Origin of the sequence: Cellulomonas sp. Leaf334 (genome assembly GCF_001424195.1) — a bacterium.
In the GTDB taxonomy this organism is placed as follows: domain Bacteria; phylum Actinomycetota; class Actinomycetes; order Actinomycetales; family Cellulomonadaceae; genus Cellulomonas.
The window spans coordinates 518,653-543,537 of record NZ_LMOO01000001.1 but is presented as its reverse complement, the minus strand read 5'-3'; the positions used below and the strand labels follow the sequence as shown (position 1 = coordinate 543,537).

The window sequence follows — 24,885 nt, the reverse complement described above, 5'->3', positions numbered from 1 at the left end:
CCCGATGCCGGCGACGCGGGACACGCTCGCCCGGGAACCGGGGACGGCGGCGCGCGGCCGGGCCCGACCACCGACGCTCGCCCGCGGTGGCGTGCCGACCTCGAACGCGGGGACCGCCCGGCTGGCCCGCGACGGAGGAGTCGCGCGGGCGGACCTCGTGGGCACCGCCGGAAACCGGATCGCACGGTCGACGCTCGCCGTCTCGCACCCGCACGACCCCGCCGAACGGGAGGCCGAGGCGCTCGCCTCCCGGGTCGCGCACGGTGCGGCACCGCCGGCGGCGCTCGCGCGGACCCCCGGCCCTGCCGTGGCGCGCGCCGGCGACGACGCTCCCGCGCCCGCCGCAGACGTCGCCGCGGGCGGGACCGTCGAGGTGTCCACCGCGGTCTCCTCGCTCCTCGCGAGCCCCGGAGCGGGTGCCCCGATGGACCCCGCGGTCCAGGCGAAGGTCGAGCCGCACCTCGGCGCGGACCTCGGAGCCGTGCGTGTGCACCAGGGGCCGGAGGTCGGCGCCGCCGCCGCCGAGCTGCACGCCCGGGCGTTCACCGTCGGCGCGGACATCTTCCTCGGCGAGGGGGAGTCAGCCGCGGACCTCGAGCTCATGGCCCACGAGGCGACCCACGTCGTGCAGCAGCAGGCCGTCGCGGTCTACCGGGACCTCGAGGTCACCGACCTCATCCCCGACTGGATCATCGACGGCGTCACGTCCGCCGCCCAGGAGATCCCCGGCTACACCCTGCTGACCGTCATCACCGGCAAGGACCCGCTCACCGACGAGCCCGCCACGGTGAGCCGCACCGAGTTCGTCGAGAAGCTCCTCACGTTCGGACCGTTCGGCGCCGCCGTCGGACCCCTGCTGCAGACCATCGACGTCCTGGGCGACATCGTCACGCTCCTCATGGACGCGCTCGCGGCGCACAACCTCACGCTCTCGCGGATCGGCAGCGACATCTCGTCGGCCTGGGACGAGATGGGGGTTCTCGAGGGGATCGACGGCAACGTCGCGATCGTCGAGCGCTACGTGGACGCGATCGTCGCCGACATCCGCGCGTTCGTCTCGGACGTCATCGACGCGGTCGTCGCGAAGGTCCGCGAGGTCGCCGCCGACGTCGCCGAGCCGTTCCTGCAGCGCCCCGAGATCGCGCCGTACTGGAACCTCGCCACGAAGGTGTTCCACCACGACCCGCTGCGCGACGAGGACGTCAGCGCGCCGACCGTGGAGATCCTCGGGGACTTCCTCAGGCTCGCGGGCCGCGACGAGGTCCTCGCGCAGATGACCGAGCGCGGCACGCTCCAGGAGACCGCGGACTGGCTCGACCAGCAGTGGGCCGTGTTCACGGACCTGCTCAGCCGCACGGGTGCGCTGTTCGCGGACGCGTGGGCGGCGATCAGCCCGGAGAACCTGCCGAACCTCATCGAGAACATCACGTCACTGGCGGACCGCGCCTTCACCCTGCTGCAGGACGTCGGGGCGTTCGCGTCGACCATCCTGCTCAAGGTCCTGGAGCTGGTGAAGAAGTCGCTCCTGGGGTGGGCCAGCGAGCACGCGCACAAGGTCCCCGGCTTCCACCTGCTCACCGTGATCCTCGAACGGAACCCGTTCACCGACGAGGCCGTCCCCCGCACCGCGGAGAACCTCATCAAGGGGTTCATCACGCTGCTGCCCGGCGGCGAGGCGATGTACGACGAGCTCGCGGAGTCGGGTGTCATCGGCGACGCGGCCGCGACGATCGAGTCGGCGATGACGCGCCTGAACATCTCGTGGGACCTGATCACCGGGACGTTCCTGGGGATCTGGAACACGGTGACCCTGGAGAGCCTGCTGTCGCCGATCGAGACGTTCGACCGCATCGTCGCGGCGTTCGGGGACCCCCTGAACCGGATCGCGGAGTTCGTCGGCGTCGTCATCCAGACGGTCATCACGCTGATCCTGCAGCTGATGAACTTCCCGTCCGAGCTGCTCGGGAACATCATCGCGAACGCCACCGCCGCGATCGACGACATCATGAACGACCCCGTCGGGTTCCTGGTCAACATCGTGGCCGCGATGAAGTCCGGCTTCGAGGGGTTCTTCGGCAACATCGCGGGCTACCTGCTCGAGGGCCTGAGCGGCTGGTTGTTCCGTGGCCTGCGCGGGCTGGGCATCGAGCCCCCGACGTCGCTGTCCGTCGAGAACATCATCACGCTGGTCATCCAGGTGCTGGGTGTGACGACCGAGACCCTCTGGACGAAGCTGGGGGAGCGCATCGGGCCGGAGCGCGTCGAGCAGATCCGCGGGGCGCTGGACCACCTCACCGGGGCGTGGACCTTCATCAAGGACGTGCAGGAGCGCGGCATCACCGCGGTCTGGGAGTTCATCCAGGGCCAGCTCGGCAACCTGTGGGAGACGGTGCTGACCACGGCCCGCGACTGGATCATGCGGGAGATCGTCGAGCGCGTCGTCACGCGGCTGCTCTCCATGCTGGACCCGACGGGCGTCATGGCCGTCATCAACGGGACCATCGCGTTCTTCGACGCGGTCCAGTCCGCCATCGACTACTTCCGCGAGCTGCTCGAGATCGTCGACGGTTACGTCTCGACCATCGCGTCCGTCGCCCGCGGGGACGTCGCGCCGGGTGCGGCGATGCTCGAGCGCGGGCTGGCCAGCGCGGTGCCCGTCGCGATCGGCTTCCTGGCCAACCAGGTGGGTCTGGGCAACGTGCCCGAGAAGGTGCAGGAGATCATCGTCGGCCTGCGCGAGCTGGTGGACCAGGCGCTCGACTGGCTGTTCGACCAGGCGATGGCGCTGGGCCGCGCGGCACTCGACGCGCTGACCGGCGGAGCCCCGACCGACCCTGCGGCTCCGGAGCCGGAACCCGAGCCCGTGGCGGCGGACGGCGCCATACCCACGGGGCTGCCGCCGGAGGAGATCAAGCGCCGCGTCCTGGACCTGGTCGAGGCGCGCATGACGGCGGGGGACATCAACGACGTCAGCAGCCTGCACGCCTACCTCGCGGCCACCCTGAACACGAACCGGCCGAGCGGCCTGACAGGCCTGCAGGTGCACGTCGCCGACGCGACCACGATGGACGTCGCGATCGAGGCCTCCGCGAGCCCGCCGGAGCTGCGCCGCATCAGGTGGGACCAGATCTTCTCGGCGGAGTCGCTCGACACCGACGCGGAGCTGGACGAGCTCAAGGCGGCCCTGTCCCGCGCGAGCATGGCGTCCTACGCCGCGGTCGCGGTCAACGGCGCGCGGATCGGCGAGCTCAGCTCGAGCGGTGGGGGTGTGCACGCCGAGGAAGGCCTGGTCCGCAGCTCGACGTGGACCGACGCGATCGCGGCCGCGAGAAACCGCGGACCCGACGGCCGGTCGACGGTGACCCTGATGATCAACCGCACACCGTGCATCTCGTGCGTCACCTGGCTCGTCGAAGCGATCAACGACGCCAGGCGTCAGCTCGGACCGGACGCGGCCGCCACGACGTTCGTGCTCGCCGCGACGGGGACCTACCGTCGGCAGGCCCGGATCCCGGAGGAGGACCTGGAATACCTGAAGACCGCGTGCACCGCGATGGCGCAGCGGGCCGGCCAGACCAAGGCGTTCAAGCAGATCTTCGAGGAGCAGCTCGAGATCTGGAAGCAGGACCTGCGCTCGTTCAGCACGGAGTGGTCCGACGAGGAGATCGCCGAGTCCGGGCTCGGCCAGCTCGCGGCGGCGACCTGGCAGATCGCCGGACTCGACGCGGGCGGCTCGCTCACGCCGCGCCGGCTGGAGATCGCCGCCATCTCCGCCCGGCTCGGCGAGAAGCTCGGCTGGTCCTCGTAGCGGGGCGGAACCCACCTGCCCCGATCGTCCTTCCGCCGGCCGGCGCTCAGCGCTCGACGACCCGCAGGTCCCGCTCGCGCACGGGCGGACCGGCGACGAACTCCTTCGCCGGCTGCAGCGGGGCGATGAGCACGACGTCCAGCGACGGCTTCATCTCGCCGCCGAGCGCGCTCCACAGGTCGGTCAGCGAGCGGTCCTCACCCGGGGGCAGCGCCACCTGCAGCACGACCTGCTCGTCGGCCAAGCGCCCGGACAGGTGCACGGCGGGGATGCGGTCGAACCGCACGAGGTTCTCCAGCATCTGCCCGAGCAGGTGGTGCTCGTCCTCCGGGCGGCTGGTCCACGCGGTGAGCAGGTAGGAGAGCCGGAAGTACCGCGGACCGGGCCGGTGGCCGGTGATCCGGCCCCGCTGGTCGCGCACCGGTTGCGCGGCGGCGTCGCGGCGCTCGACGTCCTCGCGGATGTCGTACATGAACACGTCGACCACGGGACCGTTGCGGCGGGCGGCCCACTCGGTGGTGGGGGCGTCGAACACGATGTCGGCGCTCTGCCCGCGCAGGACCTCCTCGCGCAGCAGCGCGCTGAGGGACGCGTCGACGTCGGAGATCATCGCTCCATCGTCCGCCGGGCGCCGCCCGGGCGACACGGTGCGCGGGCGGCGGTGCCCGAAGGGGCAGGCAAGACCACCCGCGGCTCCCGTTCACTCCTCCGGGGGACCGGCCTAGCCTGGACGGGTGAGCGTTCTGGAGGCGCGGGAGATCTACAGGTTCGCCCGCCTCGCCGGGTTCGAGCCCGACGAGGCCGCGACCATGACCGCGATCGCCCTGGCGGAGTCCGGTGGGGAGACCGGCGCCCACAACGCCGTCGGGGAGGACTCCCGCGGGCTGTGGCAGATCAACGTCTCGGCGCACCCCAGCCTGCAGGGCGTCGACCTGTCCGACCCCCTGGCCAACGCGAAGGCTGCGTTCGACGTGTCCGGCGGCGGCGCCGACATCTCGCCCTGGACCGTCACGCACGGAGGAGCCGGGGCGCGGTACCTGAGCTACCGCACGGAGGCCGAGGTCGCGGCGCAGCTCAACGGCGATCCCGTCGGCGGCTCGTGGGCGGGGACCGACGGGTACGGCGACGTCACGCCCGCCGGGGGAGTCGGCGGCGGGACGGACGCCGGCGAGTGGCAGCAGAGCGGGGCGCTGCAGCAGTTCCTCGACGCGGCCACGGCGCAGGCGGGGGACACCTACGTGTTCGGCGCGGACGTCAACATCGACGACGCGGACCCGGACACGTTCGACTGCTCGGGGCTGGTGAGCTGGGCCGCCGGGCGGGTCGGTGTCGACCTCCCGCACGCGTCCTGGCGGCAGTACCTCGAGCTCAAGGAGCTCGGCCTCGTCGTGCCCGTCGAGGAGGCCATCGACACCCCCGGAGCCCTGCTCTTCAACTTCCCGTGGGAGCCCCAGCCGGGTGAGAGCAGCAGGCCGGGGAACGCGCACGTCGCCATCAGCATGGGCGACGGCCGCACCATCGAGGCGATGAACCCCACCAAGGGCGTGCTGTTCGGGGAGGCCAGCGAGCGCCGGTTCCAGTTCGCCGCCGTCATCCCCGGCATCTCCGACGGCACCGGCATCGAGGCGCCCGTCGACCCCGGACTGGACACCGACGGCGACGGCATCACCGACGTCCTGGAGGCCAAGCTCGGCCTCGACCTCTTCCTCGTCGACAGCGACGGCGACGGGATCTCCGACGGCTACGAGCTGCTCGTCACCGGGACCCAGGCCGCGACCGGCGACTCCGACGGTGACCTCATCGGCGACTCCGTCGAGCTCGGGCTCGGCACCAACCCGCTCGCGGCCGACTCGGACGGTGACGGGACCCTCGACGGCGCCGCACCGGGCGGGCTCGACAGCGACGGTGACACCCTCGACGACGCACTGGAGCAAGCGTTGCGCTCCGACCCCTTCGGCACCGACTCCGACGCCGACGGGTTCACCGACAAGGCGGAGTACGGCGCCGGCTACGACCTGGCCGACCCGCTCAGCAACCCGCTGGTGCCGTCGACCGACGACATCGTCGGCACCTAGTCAGATCAGCCCCTGCCGCACCGCGTACGCGACGGCGTGCGACCGGTTACGCAGGCCGAACCGACGCGTGATGTCCTGGATGATCGTCTTCACGGTGCGCTCCGAGTAGCTCATCGCGCGCGCGATCTCCCGCGTGTCCGACCCGTCGCCGAGCATCCGCAGGACGTCGCGCTCCCGGTCGGTGAGCGTTGCCATCGCCAGCAGCCGGGGGGCCGTCGTCGTCGGGCCGGCCGCACCCGGCCGCGGCATGAGGGCCGCCAGGAGGTCCGGCGGGATGACGGCCTCGCCGGCCGCGACGGACCGGAGCAGGTGGCCGAGGCTCTCCGCGGTGACCTCACGCCGGCGCAGCAGCCCCACCGCCCCGGCCTGGACGGCCAGCGCGACCGCCTCCGTGCTCACCTCGCCGAGCAGGACCACCACCCGGACCCCGGGGACAGCGCTCAGCTGGTGCAGCGCGGCGATGCCCTGCGGGGTGACGGCGTCGAGCACGACGAGGCCGATGTCCACGTGCCCGTCGCCGGACGTGGCCTCGAGGTCGTGCAGCTCGCCGAGCATCGACCGCAGGCCCGCCCGCGTCAGCGGATCACCGCCCTGGACCCCGATGCGCAGCCGTACGCGAGGCACGGGCTCGGTGAACGGGGAGAGCTCGACCGTCGTCGGCCGCCGCATCGTCGTCGTCGTCACCCGGACAGCGTGCCCAGGCCGGCTCAACAACCGCTCCACAAGAACTCAACGCGTCGCCTCGGCTTCCCGGCAGGTGGCTGAACAGGGACAATGCCGACATGGGGGGCGAGGTGGAGCATGTGCTCGAGGCGATCGCCCGGGCCGCGCACCGGCACGACCGACCCGACCTGCGGGCGCGGGTCGAGGTCGCGCAAGCGCGGCTGGCGGATCCCGCGTGCCGCGTCGTCGTCTGCGGGGAGTTCAAGAAGGGCAAGAGCTCCCTGGTCAACGCGCTGCTCGGGGCGCGGGTGTGCGCGACCGACGCGGACGTCGCCACCGCCATCCCGACGTACGTGCGCCACGGCGAGCGGCTCGAGGCGCACGTGCTCGACGAGGAGACCCCCGGATCGTCCCGCGGCGCGGCCGTCGCGGCGGCGGAGCTCGACACGGTCGCCACCGGGCACGCCGGCCCGTCGGCCCGAGCCCTGGAGATCCGCCTCCCGCGCGAGCTGCTGGCGGACGGTCTCGTGCTGGTGGACACGCCCGGGATCAGTGGCGGGCTCGCCTCCACGCACGCCGGCATCGCCCTGCGCGCCCTCGCCGTCGCCGACGTCCTCGTCTTCGTGACCGATGCGGGAGCGGAGCTCGGCGCCGCCGAGATCGAGTTCCTCACGCAAGCCGCCGCGCTCTGCCCGGTCGTCCTCGGCGCGGTCACGCGCGTCGACCTGTACCCGCAGTGGCGCCGGATCGTCGCGGCGGATGCGGACCACCTGCGCGCCGCGGGCCTGAGCATCGACCTCTTCCCGCTGTCCGCGCCCCTGCGGCACCACGGGCTGCGCGAGGCGGACCGTGACCTGCTCCTCGAGTCGGGGTACCCGCAGCTCACCGCGCGGCTCGCCGCCGAGCACAGCCGCGTCGCCGGGTCCGGCGGTGCGTCCGCCGCCGCCGTGGGAGCCAGCGTCGTCGGCCAGCTCGTCGCCGAGCTCACCGCGCAGCGGCGCGCCCTCGACGCGGACCCGGCCGCCCAGGAGCAGCGCCAGGCGTGGGCGCGCGCCCGGGAGCAGGCCTCGGACCTGCGCACCGCCGGCTCGCGCTGGCAGCAGGTGCTGTTCGACCGGATGGCCGACCTCGGTGCGGAGGTCGAGCTCGACCTGACGGTGCGCATCCGCGCCCTGCGGCGCGAGGCGTCGGAGCGGATCGCGCAGATGCCCCCGGCGCGCCTCGCCGCCGACCTCGGACCGTGGCTGCAGCAGCGCACCACCGAGCTGCTGCTCGACCACCAGAGCGTCGCGCGCTCGCACGCCGACCAGGTCGCCGACGCCGTCGCCGAGCAGTTCGGGTCCGCGGCGACCGAGCTCCGGCGCGGCCTCGACCTCGGCGGTGACGAACCCGGGGCCGTCCGCGACATCGCGTTCGCACCGACCGGATCCGCGTCCGCGTCCCGGCTCGACATGGGCCTGGTCGCGCTGCGCGGAGGCTCGGCTGGCGCCATGATCACGCACGCCGCCGGGCTGGTGCTCGGCCTCGCGTTCCCCGTGGTCCTGCCCGCCGCGCTCGTCCTGTCCACGGTCCTGGCGGGCAAGTCCTGGCAGAGCGCCCAGAAGGCCCAGCTGCGGGCGCTGCGCGCGGACACCGACCGTGCCGTCGCCGGGTACCTGGAAGAGGTCGACACGGCCGCCCGCAAGGACACCCGCGACGCCGTCCGCCGGCTGCAGCGCCGCCTGCGCGAGACGTTCTCCGCCCGCGCGAGCGAGCTGTTCACCACCGCCACCCGGTCCGCCGAGTCGCTGTCCACGTCCCTCACCGGGGACGACGAGACGCGCGCCACCCGACGCGCCGAGCTGGACGCCGAGCTGGACGCGCTGCGCGGCCTGCAGCGCGAGGTGGGTGTCCTGCTCGCCGACCTGCTCCCGGTGCCCGCGTGAGCGGCGCGACGTCGACGGCGGTCCGTGCCCTGCTCGCCGACGCCCGCGACGCGTACCACGGCCTGCCCGAGGCCGACGAGCTCCAGGACGTCCTCGACCGTCTCGACGGACCGCTGCGGGTCGCGTTCGCCGGACGGGTGAAGGCCGGCAAGTCGACCCTGCTCAACGCGCTCGTCGGCGAGCGGCTCGCGGCCACGGACGCGACCGAGTGCACCCGCATCGTCACCAGCTACGTCAACGGGCCGGCCACCCGCGCCTGGGCCTACCCGTTCGGCGCGGAACCTGTGCAGGTACCGTTCGTCCGCACCGCGGGGCAGACCCGCATCGACCTCGGCGCGCTGTCCGTCGACGACGTCACCCAGCTCGTCGTCGAGACCCCGAACGGTCGGCTCGAACGGCTCACCCTCATCGACACGCCCGGCATCGGCTCCGCGCGGGCCGAGGTGTCGGCGCGGACCGAGGCGTTCCTGGTGGACTCCACCCCGGGCGCCGACGCGGTCCTCTACCTGATGCGGCACCTGCACACCGCGGACGTCGGCTTCCTGCGCTCGATGTCCGACGAGCACGACGCCGGCACGTCCCCCGTCAACGCGGTCGGCATCCTCTCGCGCGCCGACGAGATCGCGGGCGGCCGCGAGGACTCGCTCGAGGTCGCAGGCCGCATCGCCGCGCAGTACGCCGCCGACGCGCGGGTCCGGGCGCTCGTGCAGACCGTGGTGTCGGTGTCGGGGCTGCTCGCGCTGGCGTCGACCGGGCTGCAGGAACGGCAGCACGCCGCGGTCGTCTCGCTCGCGGACGCACCCACCTCGCTGCTCCTGTCGGCCGACCGGTTCCTCGACGCACGGCCGGAGCTCGGCCCGGCACGGGAGGTCCGCGCCGAGCTGCTCGACGTGCTCGGCCTCTTCGGGGTCCGGCTGTGCGTGAGCCTGGTCCGTCTCGGCTCCGCCCCGGACGCGGGTGCGCTCGCCGCGGCGCTGCGCCGGCTCAGCGGCCTGGAGGACGTCCGCGCGCTGCTCCTGGAGCGGTTCATGGGCCGCGCGGACGTGCTGAAGGCGCAGCATGCCGTCCGGACCGTCGAGACCGCTTTGACGGTCCGGCCGGTGCCGGAGTCGGGTGCGCTGCGGCGTCGCATCGAGGGCGTCCTGGCCGGCGCCCATGAGCTCACGGAGCTGCGGCTGCTCGGTGACCTGCGCACGGGCGAGCTGGACCTCGGCGACGACGCCGCGCTCCTGGACGCCGAGCGGCTGCTGGGCGTCGAAGGGTCCTCCGCGCGCGAGCGGCTGGGCCTGGACGTGGACGCCCCGGACGCCGACGTGCGCACGGCCGCGATCGAGGCGCTGCGGCGGTGGCAGCGGCGCGGGTCGAGCCCGCTGGCGACGCCGGACCTGCGGCGCGCGGCGGAGCTGGTCCGACGCACCTGCGAGGGGTTCCTCGGCTGACTACCAGCAGCCCGCGTTGACGCCGTGGAACGTCGTCGTGGCACCGCCGGAGTCCCGGGCCACGTACACCCAGCTGGTCGCCGTGCCGACGTTCGCGAAGCTGACGACGCGCCGCCAGGTCCCGGGCGAGATGATGCCGACGTCGTAGGTGCTCCCGTTGATCGTCAGCGTCACGACCAGGCTGTCGCCGTCCGCGTCGTCGAAGGACGCGAAGAACGCCGGACCGTCCCAGCCGCCGATCACGGAGCAGGACGTTGCGCCCAGGACCGGCGCCTTGTTCGCCACCACGTCCCACCCCGGTCCGCTGCCCCCGTCGAGGAACGCGTAGACGGCTCCGGCGTTCAGCCCGTCGACCGCCGGCTGCCCGACGACGGAGATCAGCACCTCGGCGGTCTGCCCTGCCGAGAGGCTGAGCGAGGCGGGTGAGGCGGAGAGCCACGGAGCGGTGTCCAGGTCGACGTGGCTCTCGCCGGTACACCCGGAGGGCACCGTGAAGACGACCTGACGCGGTCCGGACAGCAGGTCGAGCGGACCGGCCGTGACGCTGCCCGCGTTGCACGGGAAGCCGACGACGAAGCTGACCGAGCCGGACGCCGACCGCGCTCCGCTCGTCACCTCGACCGTCACGGTCCACGTGCCCGCCGTCCCGACGGGCAGGGAGACCGACCCGACACCCGACGCCCCGGGGACGGCGACGTTCGACCCGTCCACCGTCGCCGACCACGCCCACGTCGCTCCGGGCGAGCCGCCCGCGAGCGCGGCCGTCACCGTGGCCACGGCACCTGGGGTGTAGGACGGCGCGTCGGACGTGACCGAGGTGATCGCGACCGCGTCCGGGTCGACCGCGGTGAAGGCCAGCGGGGGCGCGGTCGCCGTGCCACCGGGACCGGTGATCGTGAGCGACAGCAGCAGGTTGACGCTCCCGGTGCTCGGCAGCGTCGCGGTGAAGCTCCCCACGGACGACGAGGTGGTCAGGACGGGTCCTGCGGACTCGGACAGGGTCCACGACCAGGTGGCGTCGTCGGTGTTGGAGACCGCGGCACGGAACGTCGCGGCGGCCCCGAGAGTGGGCGGGTTCGGCTCGACGGACAACGAGGCGATGACCGGCGGCAGGTCCGGCTGCGCAGGGGGCGGTGACGGATCGGCGGTGCTCGGGCTGGTCGCCGCCTGAGGTGCCCCGCGGGCCGGGGGCGGCGAGGCGGTCGAGGGCGGGGCGGGTGCGTCGGAGGCGGCCGGCGCGGGCTGCGGAGCGGCGGGCGCCGGGCCCGCGACCGGGACGTCGGGTGCGTCGTCGGGAGTGACGACGGTCGCGGGCTCACCGGTGCTGGGGTCGTACTTCGAGAGGGCCTCGGACTGCCGCCACGCGTCGCCGTCGAGGGTCAGCACGCCGGCCGTGGCACCGTCGAGGTCGTTGTAGAAGACGAGGCCGTCCTTGGCGACGAGCTCGACCTGGTGACCCGGTTCGGCGAGCGAGAACGTCGCGGCCACGGTGTCGGTCCGGGTGTCGATGACGCTCGTGGTGCCCGTGGCGCGGTCCGGCACGAACACGTACCGCCCGGACTGCGCGAGCGGGCCGAAGTCGGGTTCGGAGGCGTCGGACACGGGGATGACGCGGTCGCAGTCGTCGCGTCCGACGGTCGCGACCAGGACGTTGCCCGTCTGGGAGACCGCGGCGAAGACCTCGTCGTCGGTCTGCGACCCGAGCAGGTGCAGCGTGTCGTCGCGGCGGACGTCCAGGCAGGACTCCGCACCCGGTCGGCCCCGGTCGTCGAGCGCGCGGATCCGGGCCGCGGCGAGGTCGACCAGCACCGGTTCCCCCTGCACGACCACGAGCCGCGTCGCGCTGTCCGCGGCGTCGAGGTCGACGTGCTTCTCGGTGTCGAACCAGGTCAGGCCGCCGCCTGCGGCGTCCACCAGCCACAGCCGACCGGCGTCGTCGACGACGGCCTGGTCGGGTCCGGGTGTCGCGGCGGTCGAGAGCGTGGCCCGGACCCGCAGCGTCTCGGGGTCGATCCGCGTCGCCGCGCGTCCGGTCGGGTCCAGCACGAACACCGTGTCGCCGCCGTGCAGCACGGAGACGTCGGAGCCCGCGTCCGCGAACTGCACGAGGTCGGACAGCTCGCCGGTCCCTCCGTCGACGCGCGTGACCGTCCCCGCGGCGGCGTCGGCGACGTACGCGGACGAGCCGGCCTGCTCCACCCGGTAGGGCCCGCCGACCGACGGGAGCCGGACCGACGCCATGACCTCCTCGGACGGCCCGTCGATGAGCGAGAGCAGACCCTCACCCGGGGAGACCACCCAGGCGCTCCCGCTGCTCTGCCGCAGGGACTCCACGGGAAGTCCGCGGCCGGCGACGGCCGCGACGACGAGCGGGACGATGACGACGGCCGCGAGCACCGCGGCGGTGCCCGCCCGGGCAGGCGGCCGCAGGTGACGCCAGGCGCGCCTCATGGCAGGAAGTAGGTGATCTCGCCCGGCGGGGAGACCCGGCCGACGAAGCACATCCGGGAGAACGAGCGGGCGACGGTGAGCCCTCGGCCCGCGTCGGCCTCGTTCTCGAACGTCGCGAGCAGTGAGTTGCCGGCGACGAGCCGCCACACGTCACGGATGATCTCGGCCGCAGCAGGGTCGTGCGAGATGCAGTCGGTCCGGCTCAGCACCGGCTCGCCGGCGTTCGGGCCGTTCCAGTACATCATCTCGGAGTCGGGGCGCCCGATGAAGCAGCGGGACGCGTAGTGCTGCGCGACGATCAGCGCGTTCTGTGCGTCCTCCTGCGAGTCGAGGATGAACATGCGCGACGTGCCGTCCGTCAGCAGCCAGGAGCCGCCGCCCTCGTCGACGATCGTGAGGTTCGCCCGGTCGGTGGTCAGGCAGTCCTCAGGTTCGACGGGGGCCTGGTGGAACGCTGCCGTGACCGCCGTGTCCTCGGACACGACGACGTCGCAGCCGCCCGTCCCGGAGCACGCGCCACCCCACCCGTCGAACACGGCGGGGAACTGCCGGCTGGGGATCGACAGGCCGGCGGTCGTCCCCGGGGTCAGGTCGAACGTGCAGACGTCGGAGCAGGGCGACCCGTCCACGTCGATCGTCCCGCCCCCGGCCACCGTGACCGTGAGCGTGGCCACGGGTGGGCCCGCGACCGTCAGGGCCAGCTGGCGGGGCGCGGACGAGCCACCCGGCCCCGACACCGTCACGGTGACGACGACGTTCGGGTCCCCGTCCGCCGGGAACGTGAAGCCGGTCGAGAACGCGCTCGTCGCGGTGGCCAGCTCGGTGCCGCCGCTCGTGGCGATGCGCCAGCTCCACGACGTGACCTCGCCCGAGACCGTCGCCTCGAACGTGGCCGGTTCCCCGGCCTGGACCTGCGCGGGCGTCGCGGTCAGCGACGCGACCGACGGCGGGGCCGGCGGGGCGTCCGACGGTGCCGGACCGGGGGTCGGTGTGCTGCCGGGGCCGGGGGAGTCGCTCCCCGCACGCGGTGCGGGCTGGGCGGCGACGGGCGGCGTCGGGCCGGCCGGCGGCGGTGTCGACGGGGTGGGCTCGCTGGTCGGCTCGGGTGCCGGGGCGGTGGTCCCGGGGGTGGGCTCCGCCGGTGCGGGCTCCTGGTCCTGCGGGACGACGACCTGCTGGGAGGACGCGTCCGCCGGTGCGTACTTCTGCAGCGCCTCGCCCTGCGTCCAGGTCTCCCCGTCGAAGGTGAGCACCCCCGCCGTGTCGCCGTCGAGGTCGTTGAAGAACACGATCCCGTCCTTGCTCGCCAGCTCGAGACGGTTCCCGGGCGGCGTCAGCGCGAACGAGTCGACGACGGTGGAGTCGGCGGTGTCGATGATGGTGGTGCGGCCGGTGGTGCGGTCCGGCACGAACAGGAACCGGTCGCTCTGCACCATCGGACCGAAGTCGTGCCCGGCCTCCTCCGCGACGCGGACGACACCCTGGCAGTCGCCGGTGTCGAGGCGCGCGACGACGACGTTGCCGGTCTGCGCGACGGCGGCGTAGACGCGGTCGGCGGTGTCCGACCCCAGGAGCTGCACCGTGTCGTCGGGCCGCACGTCGAGGCAGGACCAGCGGTCGACCTGACCGTCGCCGCCCAGCGTCCCCAGCTGCCCGTGCGCGAGGTCGGCGAGCACGGCCCGGCCGCGCACCAGGATCACCTGCGCCCGGGCGTCGGCGGGTGCCCGCACCACGCGGTCGTCCCCACGGAACGACGCCAGCCCGGTGCCCTCGCTGTCCACGACCCACAGCCGGCCGTCGTCGTCCACGGCGGACTGCCCGGAGCCGGGGGTGCTGGCCAGGGAGATCGTCGCGGTCAGCGTGAGGGCGTCCGCGTCGAGGACCGCGGTCGTGCGGCGCACGGGGTCGACGACATAGGCCTGGTCGCCGCCCTGGAGCACGGTGACGGGGGAGCCGGGGTCGGCCACGAGGACGGGCGTGCCCGCGGCGTACGTCGCGCCGTCCACGCGCGCCAGCGTGCCGCGGGTCTGGTTGGAGACGAGCGCGGAGGCCTCGCGCTGGACCACGGAGAGCACGTCGCCCGCGGCGGCACCCGGCGCCGGGAGCGTGTCGACGACCTCCTCCGACGGCCCGTCGATGAGGGTGACGGTCCCGGCGCCCTCCGACGCCACCCAGGCGCTCCCGCTGGACTGCGCCAGCCGGTCGATCGGGTTGCCCTCACCTGTGACGACGGCGGCGACGAGCGGCGCGGCCACGAGCACCGTGACGAGCGTGGGAGCCACGTTCCGGCTGCGGGTGACCGCCCGGAACCGGCTGGCCAGGGTCGGGCTCATGCGGCACACCCCTCGACCGGGACGGTGCGGACCTCGGACACGGACCCGAACCGGTCGGTCGCCCGCACGGAGAACGTCGTCGCGTCGCCGACGGGCATGTCCGCCGGGCCCGTGAGCTCGTAGACCCCGCGCCCCGACTGACCCGGCAGCATCCGGTAGCCGCCGGCGGGTCCGCCGGCCACCCCGTCCAGCGTCAGCCGGACGTCCAGCGCACCCGCGTCGGCGTCCGTCAGCTCGGCGCGGAAGCGGGGGCGGTCGCCGGAGACCGGGTCCGGTGCGGTGCAGGTGGGGTCGGCCGTCCAGGCGGGGGGAAGGTTCACGCGCACGTCGACCGGCACGCGGACGTCACCCAGCACGAGGGTCATCGCGCCGGTCACCACGCCGTCCGACGGCGGCGGGCCCACGACGCCCAGGTCCACCGGCACCCGTGTCGCGTCGGCGCTGCGGAACCGGTCGTCGACGACCTCGGTCGCGCCGGCGGCGACCTCGACGGTCGGGGTGGAGGACGACAGCCACGGCGGGAGCTCGAGCGCGATCGTGGTGTCGACGAAGCAGTCGTCGGCCGTGAGGTCGACCGTGGCCGTTCCGTCCTGGCGCAGGTCGACGAACCGGCGGCTCGCCAGGGCGGGGACGCACTGGTCGGCGTAGGTCACCGGGACCGAGGCCGTGTCGGACAGCTCCCCGCTCGTGACCGTGAGCGCCACCGTGTACACGCCCTCGAAGGGGAACTGCAGCGGCAGGGGGGCGCCCGGCGCGGGCTGACCCGGGAACGGCAGCGGGACCCCGTCGAGGGACACCTCCCACTGCCACGTCGACTCCGCGCCCGAGAGACCGGACTCGTCGGCACTGATGTTGGTCACCTCGCCGAGACCCGGTGCCGGGTTGTCGATGCTGAAGCTCGCGATGCGCGGGGTGGGCACCAGCACGGTGTCGAGGGGACGGGAGAGCGTCGCGCGGCGGCCGTCGGCGTCGACCACGACGAGCGTGAGCTCGTACGCCGCGGGCTCCGCGCCCTGGAGCGTGAGGGTGGGTGCGCCCGCCTCGTCGGAGGACCAGGCGACCGTGCCGTCAGGCGCCGTCACCGTCCACTCCCACTCGGCGCCGGACGCCCCGCGGACCACCGGTGTGAGCGTGACCGGGCTGCCCAGCACCGCCGGGTCGGGCCGCACGTCGACCCGGCTGATCGTCGGGCCCCCGCTGACCGAGGTCGTCGGGGCGTCGGGTGCGCTCCTGCCGTCGCGGACCGGCGCGAACGTCGTCTCGACGACCGACGGGTCGTCGCCGGGGTCGCTCGCGCCCGGTGCGTCGTCCCCGCCGCCCACGACGGCGACGCCCTCGTCGGTCGCCGCGTCGTACTTCTCGACGGGGGTGCCCGTCCAGGCACCGTCGTCGAGGGTCAGCACGCCCGCGACCTCGGAGTCGAGGTCGTTGTAGAACACGATGCCGTCCTTGGTGGTGAGCTCGACCCGGTTCCCGGGACGGGTGAGCGGGACGTCCGCGGCCTGCTCGCCGCGGACGGTGTCGACGACGAACGTGTGGCCCGTCGTCCGGTCGGGCACGAACACGTAGCGGCCGTCCTGGGCGAGGGGCCCGAAGTCGGCGGTCCCGGGCTCGACGAGCTCGACGGCGGTGCCGCAGTCGTCGCGGTCGAGCGCCGAGATGACGAACGTCCCGTCGTCGGGCACCGCGGCGTACACGTGCCCGCTCGTCAGCGACCCGAGCAGTCGCGCCGCGGACCCGGGTGGCAGGCCGGTGCAGGACCAGCTGCCCTCCTGGCCGTCCGGACCCAGCTCGACGGCACGTCCCGCGGTCACGTCGACGAGGACCGCGCGACCCTCGACGAGCACCAGCCGGGACTCCGTCGTCGCCAGCCCGTCGACGACGTGCTTCGCCTCGTCGAACCAGGTCAGCGAGCCGGTGGCGGCGTCGACGACCCACAGGCGGCCGCCGGAGTCGACGACGGACTGGCCCTCACCCGGCTCCGCCGCGAGCGAGAGCTCGAGACCGGGCTCGAGCGTCCGGGGGTCCGCGTGGGTCGCGGTGCGGCGCACCGGGTCCACCAGGTACACCGCACCGCCGCCCTCCAGCACCTGCGGGCGTCCGCCCGGTGCCGCCACTGCCGCCGGGGCTCCCACGTCGAACGTGGCGCCGTCCACCCGGAACGCGGTGCCGAGCGTCCGGTCGACGACGTACGCCGAGGACCCCGCCTGCGTCACGGCGAGGTCGTCGCCCGCCAGCGCGCCCGGCGCGACGACCGTGGCGACGACCTCGTGCGACGCCCCGTCGATGAGCGAGACCGTGCCCTGCTCCGGCGTGGCCACCCACGCGCGGCCGCCGACCTGCGCGTGGCGTTCCGCGGGTGCGTCGGTGCCGAGCTGGGCGGCGAGGGCAAGGGGCGCCGCGACCAGCGCGCACGCGACGACACCGCCGACCGCCGGGCGACGGCGATGACGGCGACGGGTCGTCGGGGAGTCGCGCAGCACCGTCACTCCTGACGCGAGCCGCCCGCCGCGCCGACCAGCTCCTCCGCGGGCGACGGCGACAGCGTCTGCACGATCGCGCTCTCGGGGGGTGCTGACCGGCGCACCCATCGGCTCGTGGGGTCGAGGAGCGGCCGCGGGTCCACGGCCGCCCGCCATCGCACGGCCAACGGGAGGCCGGCGGCGAGCTCCTGACGGACCGACTCCTCGAGCTCCCACGCCTGCCGGGCGACGCCGCTGGACGGCGGCGCCGGGGCGTAGACGGCCGCGGTCGCGAGCCGTGCGAGGGCGGGCAGGTCCTCACCCGCGCCGACCCGGTCGTCGCTCGTCGCCCGGTGCGCGACCTCGATCGGGGTCCACGTGGGCGGCGTGGGCACGCCGATCTCCCGCAGCCGGTCCGTGGTCTCGCGCCAGGCACCCGCCACCTGCGCAGCGGCGTCGCCACCGTGGCGGCGCCGGGAGCGGCGGACCCGCTTGGCCACGAGGATCGCGACGAGGAGCAGCAGCGCCAGCAGGACGAGCCCGACGACGACGTAGGCGGACCCGCGCGCGACCGTCGCGAGCGCACCGCCCTGCTCGCCCGCCTGGTCCGTGGCGGTGGCGTCCGGCTGGGCCGGCTGGGCGGCCGCGGCGTCGGAGGGCAGGACGGCGGCCTCCGGGTCACGGGGCGGCTGCGGGCCGGCGAGGTTCCCGGTGTCGGTGGGCTCGAAGGCGACCCACCCGTAGCCGTCCAGCAGCACCTCGGGCCATGCGTGCACGTCCGTGGCGGTGACCGTGTACGTGTTGCCGGAGCGTGCAGCGTCGGTGAGCAGGTAGCCGACGGCGACGCGGGTGGGGTAGCCCAGCGACCGGGCGAGGATCGCGAACGCGGACGCGTGCTGCTCGGCGTTGCCGGGCTCCGTGGCGTCGCCCACCAGCATCCGCTTCACCGCGCCGTAGGAGTGGCCGGGCCGGGCGTCGGCGGCGTACGGGCGTGCCTCCAGGTAGTTCTGCAGCTCCGACAGCTGCGTCCACGGCGTCTCCCAGTCGGCCTTCGCCTTGGTCGCCTCGTCGGCGACCCAGGACGGCACGTCGGGCAGGGCCTTGAGCTGCGCGGCGGCCTCGGCGAGGCCCGCGGTGTCGATGTCGGCCTCTCGCGCGATCCGCGCCGTCAGCGTGTAGGAGACGGGTCCGGCCACGGCGTCGTCCGCCGTCGCCCGCACGAGCGACCCCGAGTCCTCCTCGATCGCCGCCGTCGTCCCGCGCAGCGTCAGGGGCTGCCCGACGACCGGCAGGTACGGGCTGCGCCCGGTGAGCACCTCGACCTCGAGCGTCACCACGTCGCTCCCCGCGGACGGGGCGTCCGGGTGCGGGAGCTGGCTCCCGGCCAGCACGAACGTGCCGGACTGGCTCCACAGGGCGCCGTCGAACGTGTCCAGCGCGGCCAGCCGGACCCGGTTCACGGGAGCGTTGCTCGACCCCTCGACGGTCACGCGGTAGAGCGGCGTCGCCGGCCCGACGAGCTGTGGCTTGAGCTCGACCAGCGGGGACAGGCCGGCGGTGATCTGCACGTCGGCCTCGTGGGAGTCGCGCGGGTCCGCCCGGTCGTCGCCGTCGGCGATCGGCAGCAGCAGCGCACCCGCGGCAGCCAGCGCGATGACGAACGCGACGCCCGGCAGGCCGAGCAGCACCCGACCGACCGCGGAGGTCCGTCGGGCCGCGACCGCGTCGGAGCCCACGGCCTTGTCCAGCGCGTCGTCGCGAGCGTGCTCGGCGGCGACCGCCTGGCTCACGACCGCCGCCGGGTCGGGGCGGTTGGCCCGCACGAGGACCAGCGCGGCGAGACAGGCCAGGACGCCGACGGTGACGGGCAGCTGCGTGACCTCCCGAGCAGCGGTCACGGCCAGCGCGAGGAGCAGGACGCCGAGCGCGGGCAGGCAGAGCGTGACGACGGCGGACGTCCGCAGCACGAGCAGCCCGACGACGTAGGCGGCGACGAACGCGGCGGCGACCGGGAGTGCGAGCACCTCGGGCCCCCGGTCGGCGGGCAGCGCGACCGTGAGCATCCGGTCCCAGCCGGAGAGCAGGTCCTGCGCGGTGGTCGCCGGCGACGGCGGCCAGGGGCGCAGGGCGAGCAGGGCGTACAGGAAGAGCCCCACCAGCCCGACCGGGGCCAGGAGCCACGCCGGCCAGTGCCACACCGCCCCGGCGACCGCGAGGACGACCCCCGCCACGACGGCGCCGAGGGTCACCGGCAGCCAGGACGACCCGGCGAAGTACGGGCCGAACGCGAGGCACGCGACCCCGACGCCCGCCGCGGCCAGCACGAGCTCGAGGACGACCCCCACCGTCGCGCGCCACCGCCCCCTGTCCACCACGTCAACCCCTGATCTGTGAGTTCCAGGCCTCGGCGAAGTCCGCGCTCGTGGCGACGTTCACGACGAGCGCCCCCTCGAGCGGCGCGGCCCGCCGCCCGAACCGTTCGCCCAGCTGGGCCACCGACACCATCTGGAAGCGTCCGCGTGCCCGCGAGACGGCGGCCCGCTGCTCGGGCGACGGCTGCCCGGTGACGACACCGAGCGACACGCCCTCCTCCCGCGGGGTCAGCCGGAGCAGGGCCGCGAGACCCGGGTCGTCGGCGGAGGGCTCGACGCGGGCGAGCAGGTCGAGGACCTCGCTGCGGTCGCGCGTGCGGTCGACCACGACCCCCGCACCGCCCGTCGTGTGCAGCGCGAGCGGGAAGCGTCCGTCGACGGCGGCGACCGCGAGCGACGCAGCGACGCGGACGGCTTCCTCGAAGGACTGCGCGTCGTAGGGGTCGGCCGACGTGTCGAGCACGATCATCAGGCGCGGCTCCTGGGGCACGACGTTGTGCCGCACCATGAGCGTCCCCGTGCGGGCGCTCGCCTTGGCGTGGATGAGCCGGTGGTCGTCGCCCGGCTCGTACTCGCGCAGGCTGTGGAACGCGATGCCGCCGCGCGGTGCGCTCGACGACGTCGGACCCTCGGAGTCCTGCGACCGTCCGCTGGGCAGGACGGCGACCGCGTGGAGCAGCGGGTAGACCGTCAGCGCGCCGGTCGAGGCGTAGTCGTGCGCGATGCGCATGAGGCGCAGCGGGTCGGTGTGGCCGATCGACAGGGGGCCCACCGGGAACACGCCGCGGCGGTCGGTGGGCAGCGGGTAGGTCGAGGCGTGCGACGCGCCGGGCGCGAGGCTCGGCAGCGGGAGCGTGATCGTCCGGGTCCCGAACCGCTCGAGCGCCAGGACCGGCGGGCTGCGCCGACGTGCGGTGTTCGTCAGCGTGACGACACCGCGGGCGAGCTCACCCTCCTGGACGCGCAGCGGCTGGATCTCACGGACGGCGTCCAGCGACGGCCGGTAGATCATCCACAGCGCCGAGATCGCGAGGGCCAGGACGCACGCGAGGCCGATGACGACCAGCTCCGGGTAGTCCAGCCACCAGCCGGCGAGCAGGAGCAGGACCCCCGCGACGGCGACCCCCTTGCCCGAGGTGGTGATCACGGCTCACACCCCGGCTCGCACCTGGGGCACGGGCACGGAGGTCACGAGTGTCTCCAGCAGCTCGCGGGCGGTCCGGCCCTGGAGCTCGGCCTCGGGCCGCAGGATCATCCGGTGCGGCAGCACGTACTGCAGCACGGCCTTCACGTCGTCGGCGGTGACGAACGAGCGACCCTGTGCCGCGGCGAACGCCTGGGCGGCCTTGGCGACGGCGATGGTGCCGCGTGGGCTGATCCCGAGCCGCAGCTCCGGCAGCGTCCGGGTCGACGCGGTGATGGTCACGATGTAGGCCAGCACCGCGGGAGCGAGGTGCACGGACGAGGCGATCTGGTTCATCTGCTGCAGGTCCGCGGTGCTCATGACGGCCTGGAGCTCGTCGGTGGTGCGGCCCGCGGTGATGTTGGTGACCACCTGGACCTCGGAGTCGTGGTCCGGGTAGCCGAGCGTGGCGCGCATCATGAACCGGTCCAGCTCCGCCTCGGGCAGGTCGTACGTGCCGCCCTGCTCGACGGGGTTCTGCGTGGCGATGACGATGAACGGCCGCGGCACCAGGTACGGGATCGAGTCGATGGTGACCTGGCGCTCGGCCATCACCTCGAGCAGCGCCGACTGGGTCTTGGGCGAGGCGCGGTTGATCTCGTCACCGAGCACGATGTTGGCGAACACCGCACCGGGGTGGAACACGAACTCGCGCTTGCCGGAGTCGTAGACCTGCACGCCCGTGACGTCCGACGGCAGCAGGTCGGGCGTGAACTGGATGCGCCGCATCGACCCGTCGATGGACTGCGACATCGCCTTCGCGAGCGACGTCTTGCCCGTGCCCGGGACGTCCTCGAGCAGCAGGTGCCCTTCCGCCAGCATGCAGATCAGGGCCATGCGCACGACGTCGCTCTTGCCCTTGATGAACGACTCGACGTTCGCCGCCAGCGCGTCGAACCGGTCGGCGAACCAGGCAGCCCTGCCCGCCGACGTCCCGTCCTCGACCTCACGATCCACGACATCCCCCGATACGGTCGTGCTGTTCACAACTGGGACAATCCGTACGTCGATAGTAGAGACGCGAGCAGGCGCAGAGATACGTCCGGCACTGCCCGATCGGGAGGCGACATCCCCGGTACGGTCGTGTCACGAGGGGGGCGGTCCGGACGTCGGCGCGGTGCCCCGGGCGTTGCCAGACCGGGAGGGGGGCCCGTCATGGATCCGGTGCTCGTCCTGGCCCAGGACACGCTCGCCACCGACCCGGGCGGCCAGGTGCGGACCCGGGTGACGGTCCGCAACGTCGGCGACATCGTCGCGCAGTACCGCGTGGAGGTCCTCGGCGAGGCGGCGCGCTGGTCGACCGTCGTCCCGCAGCACGTCTCGGTCCTGCCCGGGGAGTCCGAGGAGCAGACGGTCGAGATCGTGTTCCGCCCCCCGCCCGCGCCGGCCGCCCCCGTGGGCACGATCCCGTTCGGCGTGCGGTGCGTCTCGCTGGAGAACCGGGACGTCGCAGCGGTGGTCGAGGGGGACGTCGTCGTCAGCCCCGTGCAGGGCCTGGACGTGCGGCTGCGCGGGGACGGACCCAAGGGTGCTCGCGCGGGCAGGTTCCGCGTCGAGCTGCGGAACACCGGGACGACCGACCTGTCGGTGTCGCTGGAGGTCGCCGACGCGGCGGAGCTGCTCCGCTTCGTGCTGGCTCCGCAGGTCGTCGAGGTGCCCGCCGGGCGCACGGTCCCGGCGTACCTCGCGGTCCAGGCGCGCAACCCCCAGCTGCTCGGCAAGCCGGTGCCGCACGCGTTCACGGTGACCTACCGGGTGAGCCGGTCGGACCGCGCGGGGGAGCTCGCGGGCACGTTCGAGCAGCGCGCGGTGGTCCGGAAGAGCTGGATCGTGCTGGCGCTGCTGCTCGTCGTGGCCGGCGTGCTCGGCTACCTGTGGCTGCGCGGGCAGGGCGGGGCGGTCGATCTCCGGGCGGGCACGCCGCCGCCTGTCGAGGTCGAGTCGCTGGAGGCGGTACCGGGCGGGGTGCGGGTGGTGTGGCTGCGGAGCCCGTACGCCACGGGCTACGGGATCCAGGAGTGGACCCAGGGCGTCACGGGTACGTCGAGCGAGGGCGTCGACGACCCGGACCAGACGTCGTTCCTGTGGGAAGGGCTGACGGAGGCGGAGCACTGTTTCCAGGTGCGCGCGGTCGCCGGCGACGTGCAGGGTGCGTTCGGGCAGGAGACGTGCGTCGCCGTCCCGTCGGCCGAGACGACCCCGACCGCGACGCCCGAGCCGACGCCGACGACGGCCGGGCCCGCCGGGACGCCGTTCGAGCCGCAGGGCTGGTACGTGCGGTGGGGAAACTTTCCGCAGGACGACACCGCGAACGCAGGCGCGGCCGACGCGCTGGTCGCGGCCCTCCAGGCGGCGGGTGCGCTGGGCGTGCAGCTCAAGAGCAGCGCCGACTCCGCCGCGTTCCTGGAGGGTCCGAACGGGGTGCCCAACACCGTCGTCTTCACCGACGGACTGCCGGACGAACCCACCGCGAAGGCCCAGTGCGAGACGTTCCGGTCGGTCGCGGCGCAGTGCATCTGGCAGCAGGGAGCCTCATGAGCTCGTACACGCTCGGCATCGACATCGGCACCGCGTACACGGCTGCAGCGGTCTGGCGCGACGGGCGAGCCGCCACGGTGGCGCTGGGCGACCGCACGGACACGATCCCGTCGGCGGTCCTCCTGCGCCCGGACGGCGCGCTCCTGGTCGGTGACGCGGCCGTGCGTCGCGGCGTCCTGGAGCCCGAGCGCCTCGGCCGCGGGTTCAAGCGCCGCATGGGCGACCCGACGGGCCTGCTGCTCGGCGACGAGAGCTTCGCTCCGGAGGTGCTGACGGGCACGCTCCTGCGCTGGGTGGTCGAGACGGTGACCGCGCGCGAGGGCGGCCCGGCGGCGCACGTGACGCTGACGTGCCCGGCGGTGTGGGGCGAGCTGCGCCGGGACCTGCTGGTCGCGGCGGCGGGCGAGGCCCACCTGACGGACGTCGGGCTCGTCGCGGAGCCGGTCGCCGCCGCCGTGCACTACGCGGCGCTGCGCCGGGTGGAGACGGGTGCGATCGTCGCCGTGTACGACTTCGGCGGTGGGACATTCGACGCCGCGGTCGTCGAGAAGACTGCGGACGGGTACGAGCTGCGGGGCGAGCCCGGGGGAGACGAGCACATCGGCGGGCAGGACGTCGACCAGGTCGTCATGAACCACGTGGCGGCGACCCTCGGGCGCGCGTGGTCGTCGCTGGACGTGGACGAGGCCGCGGTCCGGCACGGGCTGGCGGCGGTGCGCGAGGCCGCGGTGCTGGCCAAGGAGACGTTGTCCCAGGACGTCGAGGCGACGATCCCGGTGATCCTGCCGGGGATCACCCGCGAGGTCCGGATGACCCGGGGGGAGCTGGAGGGTGCCATCCGGATCGACGTGCTGCGCACGATCGACACGCTCGCCCGCACGATCGAGTCCGCGGGGCTGACGCCGCACGACCTGGACGCGGTCCTGCTCACGGGCGGGTCGAGCCGGATCCCGCTGGTGTCCGAGCTCATCGCGGCCGAGCTGGGCGTCCCGGTGGTGGTCGACGCGCACCCGAAGTACGCGGTGTGCCTGGGTGCGGCGCTGACGGCGGCGAGCCGGCTGTCGCTGCCCGTGGACGCCCCGATCGTCCCGCCCGCGCCGGGCCCGGAGACGGCTCCGCCGGTCGAGGACCTCAGCCACCTGCTCGCCGCGACCGACGACGGTGCGGCGGCAGCGGTCCAGGCGGACCCGCGCGCGCTCGGGATCACCGCACCGGTCGACGACGTCGTCGCGCCCGCACCCGGCACCCGCCTGGCGCTGCGCTACCTGACGTCGAAGGACACGCTCGAGGCGCACTGGACGGGGGACAGCCGGCGCGGCCTCAAGGTGGCCCTCCTCGTGGTGGGCGTCGCGGTGGCGTTCGTGGCGGGTCTGAGTGCGCTGACGTTCTTGCGCCCCTGAGATCGTTGACCGGGCGACGCGCGAAACGTACCGTGCAGTAACGCTGCCGTCCGAATGGTGAGATCACGCATGAGGCTGTTCCCGACCGTCCACGCGACAGGTGATCTGCCGCCCACCCACCGGGCCCACCTGGAGCTCCACGGCCTGGCCTTCGTCGCCGCCGACGAGGACCCCGACCTGGTCCTCGTCCTGCCCGGCACGACACCCACGCGCCCCGTCACGGGCGCCGGCGTGGT

Annotated in this window: 14 protein-coding genes; 6 read left to right on the top strand and 8 right to left on the bottom strand. The window is 74.2% G+C overall.

Annotation, left to right across the window (positions count from 1 at the left end; translation table 11 throughout):
* Positions 1–4 precede the first annotated feature (4 nt).
* On the top strand, positions 5–3,808 hold the full coding sequence (locus tag ASF78_RS02500; protein WP_056584533.1) for a DUF4157 domain-containing protein: 3,804 nt from the start codon (positions 5–7) through the stop codon (positions 3,806–3,808).
* Positions 3,809–3,854: 46 nt separating this feature from the next.
* Here ASF78_RS02500 and ASF78_RS02495 read toward each other — a convergent pair whose 3' ends face one another.
* The gene (locus ASF78_RS02495) at positions 3,855–4,418 is read right to left on the bottom strand and encodes a DUF4255 domain-containing protein (protein ID WP_056584530.1); all 564 of its coding nucleotides are present in this window, start codon (positions 4,416–4,418) and stop codon (positions 3,855–3,857) included.
* Between the two features lie 124 nt (positions 4,419–4,542).
* On the opposite strand from ASF78_RS02495, the gene ASF78_RS02490 reads away from it, so the two are divergent.
* On the top strand, positions 4,543–5,883 hold the full coding sequence (locus tag ASF78_RS02490; RefSeq protein ID WP_056584527.1) for an NlpC/P60 family protein: 1,341 nt from the start codon (positions 4,543–4,545) through the stop codon (positions 5,881–5,883).
* Here ASF78_RS02490 and ASF78_RS02485 read toward each other — a convergent pair whose 3' ends face one another.
* The gene (locus tag ASF78_RS02485; RefSeq protein WP_056584524.1) at positions 5,884–6,567 is read right to left on the bottom strand and encodes a response regulator transcription factor; all 684 of its coding nucleotides are present in this window, start codon (positions 6,565–6,567) and stop codon (positions 5,884–5,886) included. It abuts the gene before it with no gap.
* A 98-nt stretch (positions 6,568–6,665) separates the two neighbouring features.
* On the opposite strand from ASF78_RS02485, the gene ASF78_RS02480 reads away from it, so the two are divergent.
* Together ASF78_RS02480 and ASF78_RS02475 are read left to right on the top strand one after the other, a co-directional pair.
* Positions 6,666–8,471 (top strand): dynamin family protein, encoded by a 1,806-nt coding sequence (locus ASF78_RS02480; protein ID WP_056584521.1) that lies wholly within the window; start codon positions 6,666–6,668, stop codon positions 8,469–8,471.
* The gene (locus tag ASF78_RS02475) at positions 8,468–9,910 is read left to right on the top strand and encodes a dynamin family protein (protein ID WP_056584517.1); all 1,443 of its coding nucleotides are present in this window, start codon (positions 8,468–8,470) and stop codon (positions 9,908–9,910) included. The genes ASF78_RS02480 and ASF78_RS02475 overlap by 4 nt, the downstream gene beginning before the upstream one ends.
* Here ASF78_RS02475 and ASF78_RS02470 read toward each other — a convergent pair whose 3' ends face one another.
* Genes ASF78_RS02470 through ASF78_RS02445 form a run of 6 tightly spaced genes read right to left on the bottom strand, consistent with a single transcriptional unit; the run spans position 9,911 to position 21,668 of the window.
* A complete protein-coding gene (locus ASF78_RS02470; RefSeq protein ID WP_056584513.1) occupies positions 9,911–12,361 on the bottom strand; it encodes a hypothetical protein in 2,451 nt (816 codons plus the stop codon). It lies immediately after the preceding gene.
* On the bottom strand, positions 12,358–14,694 hold the full coding sequence (locus ASF78_RS02465; protein ID WP_056584509.1) for a hypothetical protein: 2,337 nt from the start codon (positions 14,692–14,694) through the stop codon (positions 12,358–12,360). Before ASF78_RS02465 ends, ASF78_RS02470 begins: the two co-directional genes overlap by 4 nt.
* The gene (locus ASF78_RS02460) at positions 14,691–17,177 is read right to left on the bottom strand and encodes a YncE family protein (protein ID WP_156374006.1); all 2,487 of its coding nucleotides are present in this window, start codon (positions 17,175–17,177) and stop codon (positions 14,691–14,693) included. The genes ASF78_RS02465 and ASF78_RS02460 overlap by 4 nt, the downstream gene beginning before the upstream one ends.
* Positions 17,178–17,179: 2 nt before the next feature.
* Entirely contained in the window at positions 17,180–19,528 is a 2,349-nt protein-coding gene (locus ASF78_RS02455) for a transglutaminase domain-containing protein (RefSeq protein WP_162243336.1), read from the bottom strand.
* 4 nt (positions 19,529–19,532) lie between these two features.
* Positions 19,533–20,675 carry a DUF58 domain-containing protein gene (locus tag ASF78_RS02450; protein WP_056584499.1) on the bottom strand — a complete coding sequence of 381 codons (1,143 nt, stop codon included), beginning with the start codon at positions 20,673–20,675 and terminating at the stop codon, positions 19,533–19,535.
* Between the two features lie 3 nt (positions 20,676–20,678).
* Positions 20,679–21,668 (bottom strand): MoxR family ATPase, encoded by a 990-nt coding sequence (locus tag ASF78_RS02445; protein ID WP_056584494.1) that lies wholly within the window; start codon positions 21,666–21,668, stop codon positions 20,679–20,681.
* 198 nt (positions 21,669–21,866) lie between these two features.
* Between ASF78_RS02445 and ASF78_RS02440 the strand changes: the two genes are divergently transcribed.
* Complete coding sequence (locus ASF78_RS02440) at positions 21,867–23,249, top strand: hypothetical protein (RefSeq protein ID WP_156374005.1); 1,383 nt, start codon at positions 21,867–21,869, stop codon at positions 23,247–23,249.
* Positions 23,246–24,649, top strand: a complete 1,404-nt coding sequence (locus ASF78_RS02435) for an Hsp70 family protein (protein WP_056584488.1) — start codon at positions 23,246–23,248, stop codon at positions 24,647–24,649. Before ASF78_RS02440 ends, ASF78_RS02435 begins: the two co-directional genes overlap by 4 nt.
* The last annotated feature ends 236 nt before the right edge of the window (positions 24,650–24,885 follow it).

Coding starts and splice junctions, on each gene's coding strand:
- ASF78_RS02500 (WP_056584533.1), top strand. CDS start 5: ATGCCGGCGACGCGGGACACGCTCGCCCGGGAACCGGGGACGGCGGCG.
- ASF78_RS02495 (WP_056584530.1), bottom strand. CDS start 4,418: ATGATCTCCGACGTCGACGCGTCCCTCAGCGCGCTGCTGCGCGAGGAG.
- ASF78_RS02480 (WP_056584521.1), top strand. CDS start 6,666: ATGGGGGGCGAGGTGGAGCATGTGCTCGAGGCGATCGCCCGGGCCGCG.
- ASF78_RS02470 (WP_056584513.1), bottom strand. CDS start 12,361: ATGAGGCGCGCCTGGCGTCACCTGCGGCCGCCTGCCCGGGCGGGCACC.
- ASF78_RS02465 (WP_056584509.1), bottom strand. CDS start 14,694: ATGAGCCCGACCCTGGCCAGCCGGTTCCGGGCGGTCACCCGCAGCCGG.
- ASF78_RS02440 (WP_156374005.1), top strand. CDS start 21,867: ATGGATCCGGTGCTCGTCCTGGCCCAGGACACGCTCGCCACCGACCCG.
- ASF78_RS02435 (WP_056584488.1), top strand. CDS start 23,246: ATGAGCTCGTACACGCTCGGCATCGACATCGGCACCGCGTACACGGCT.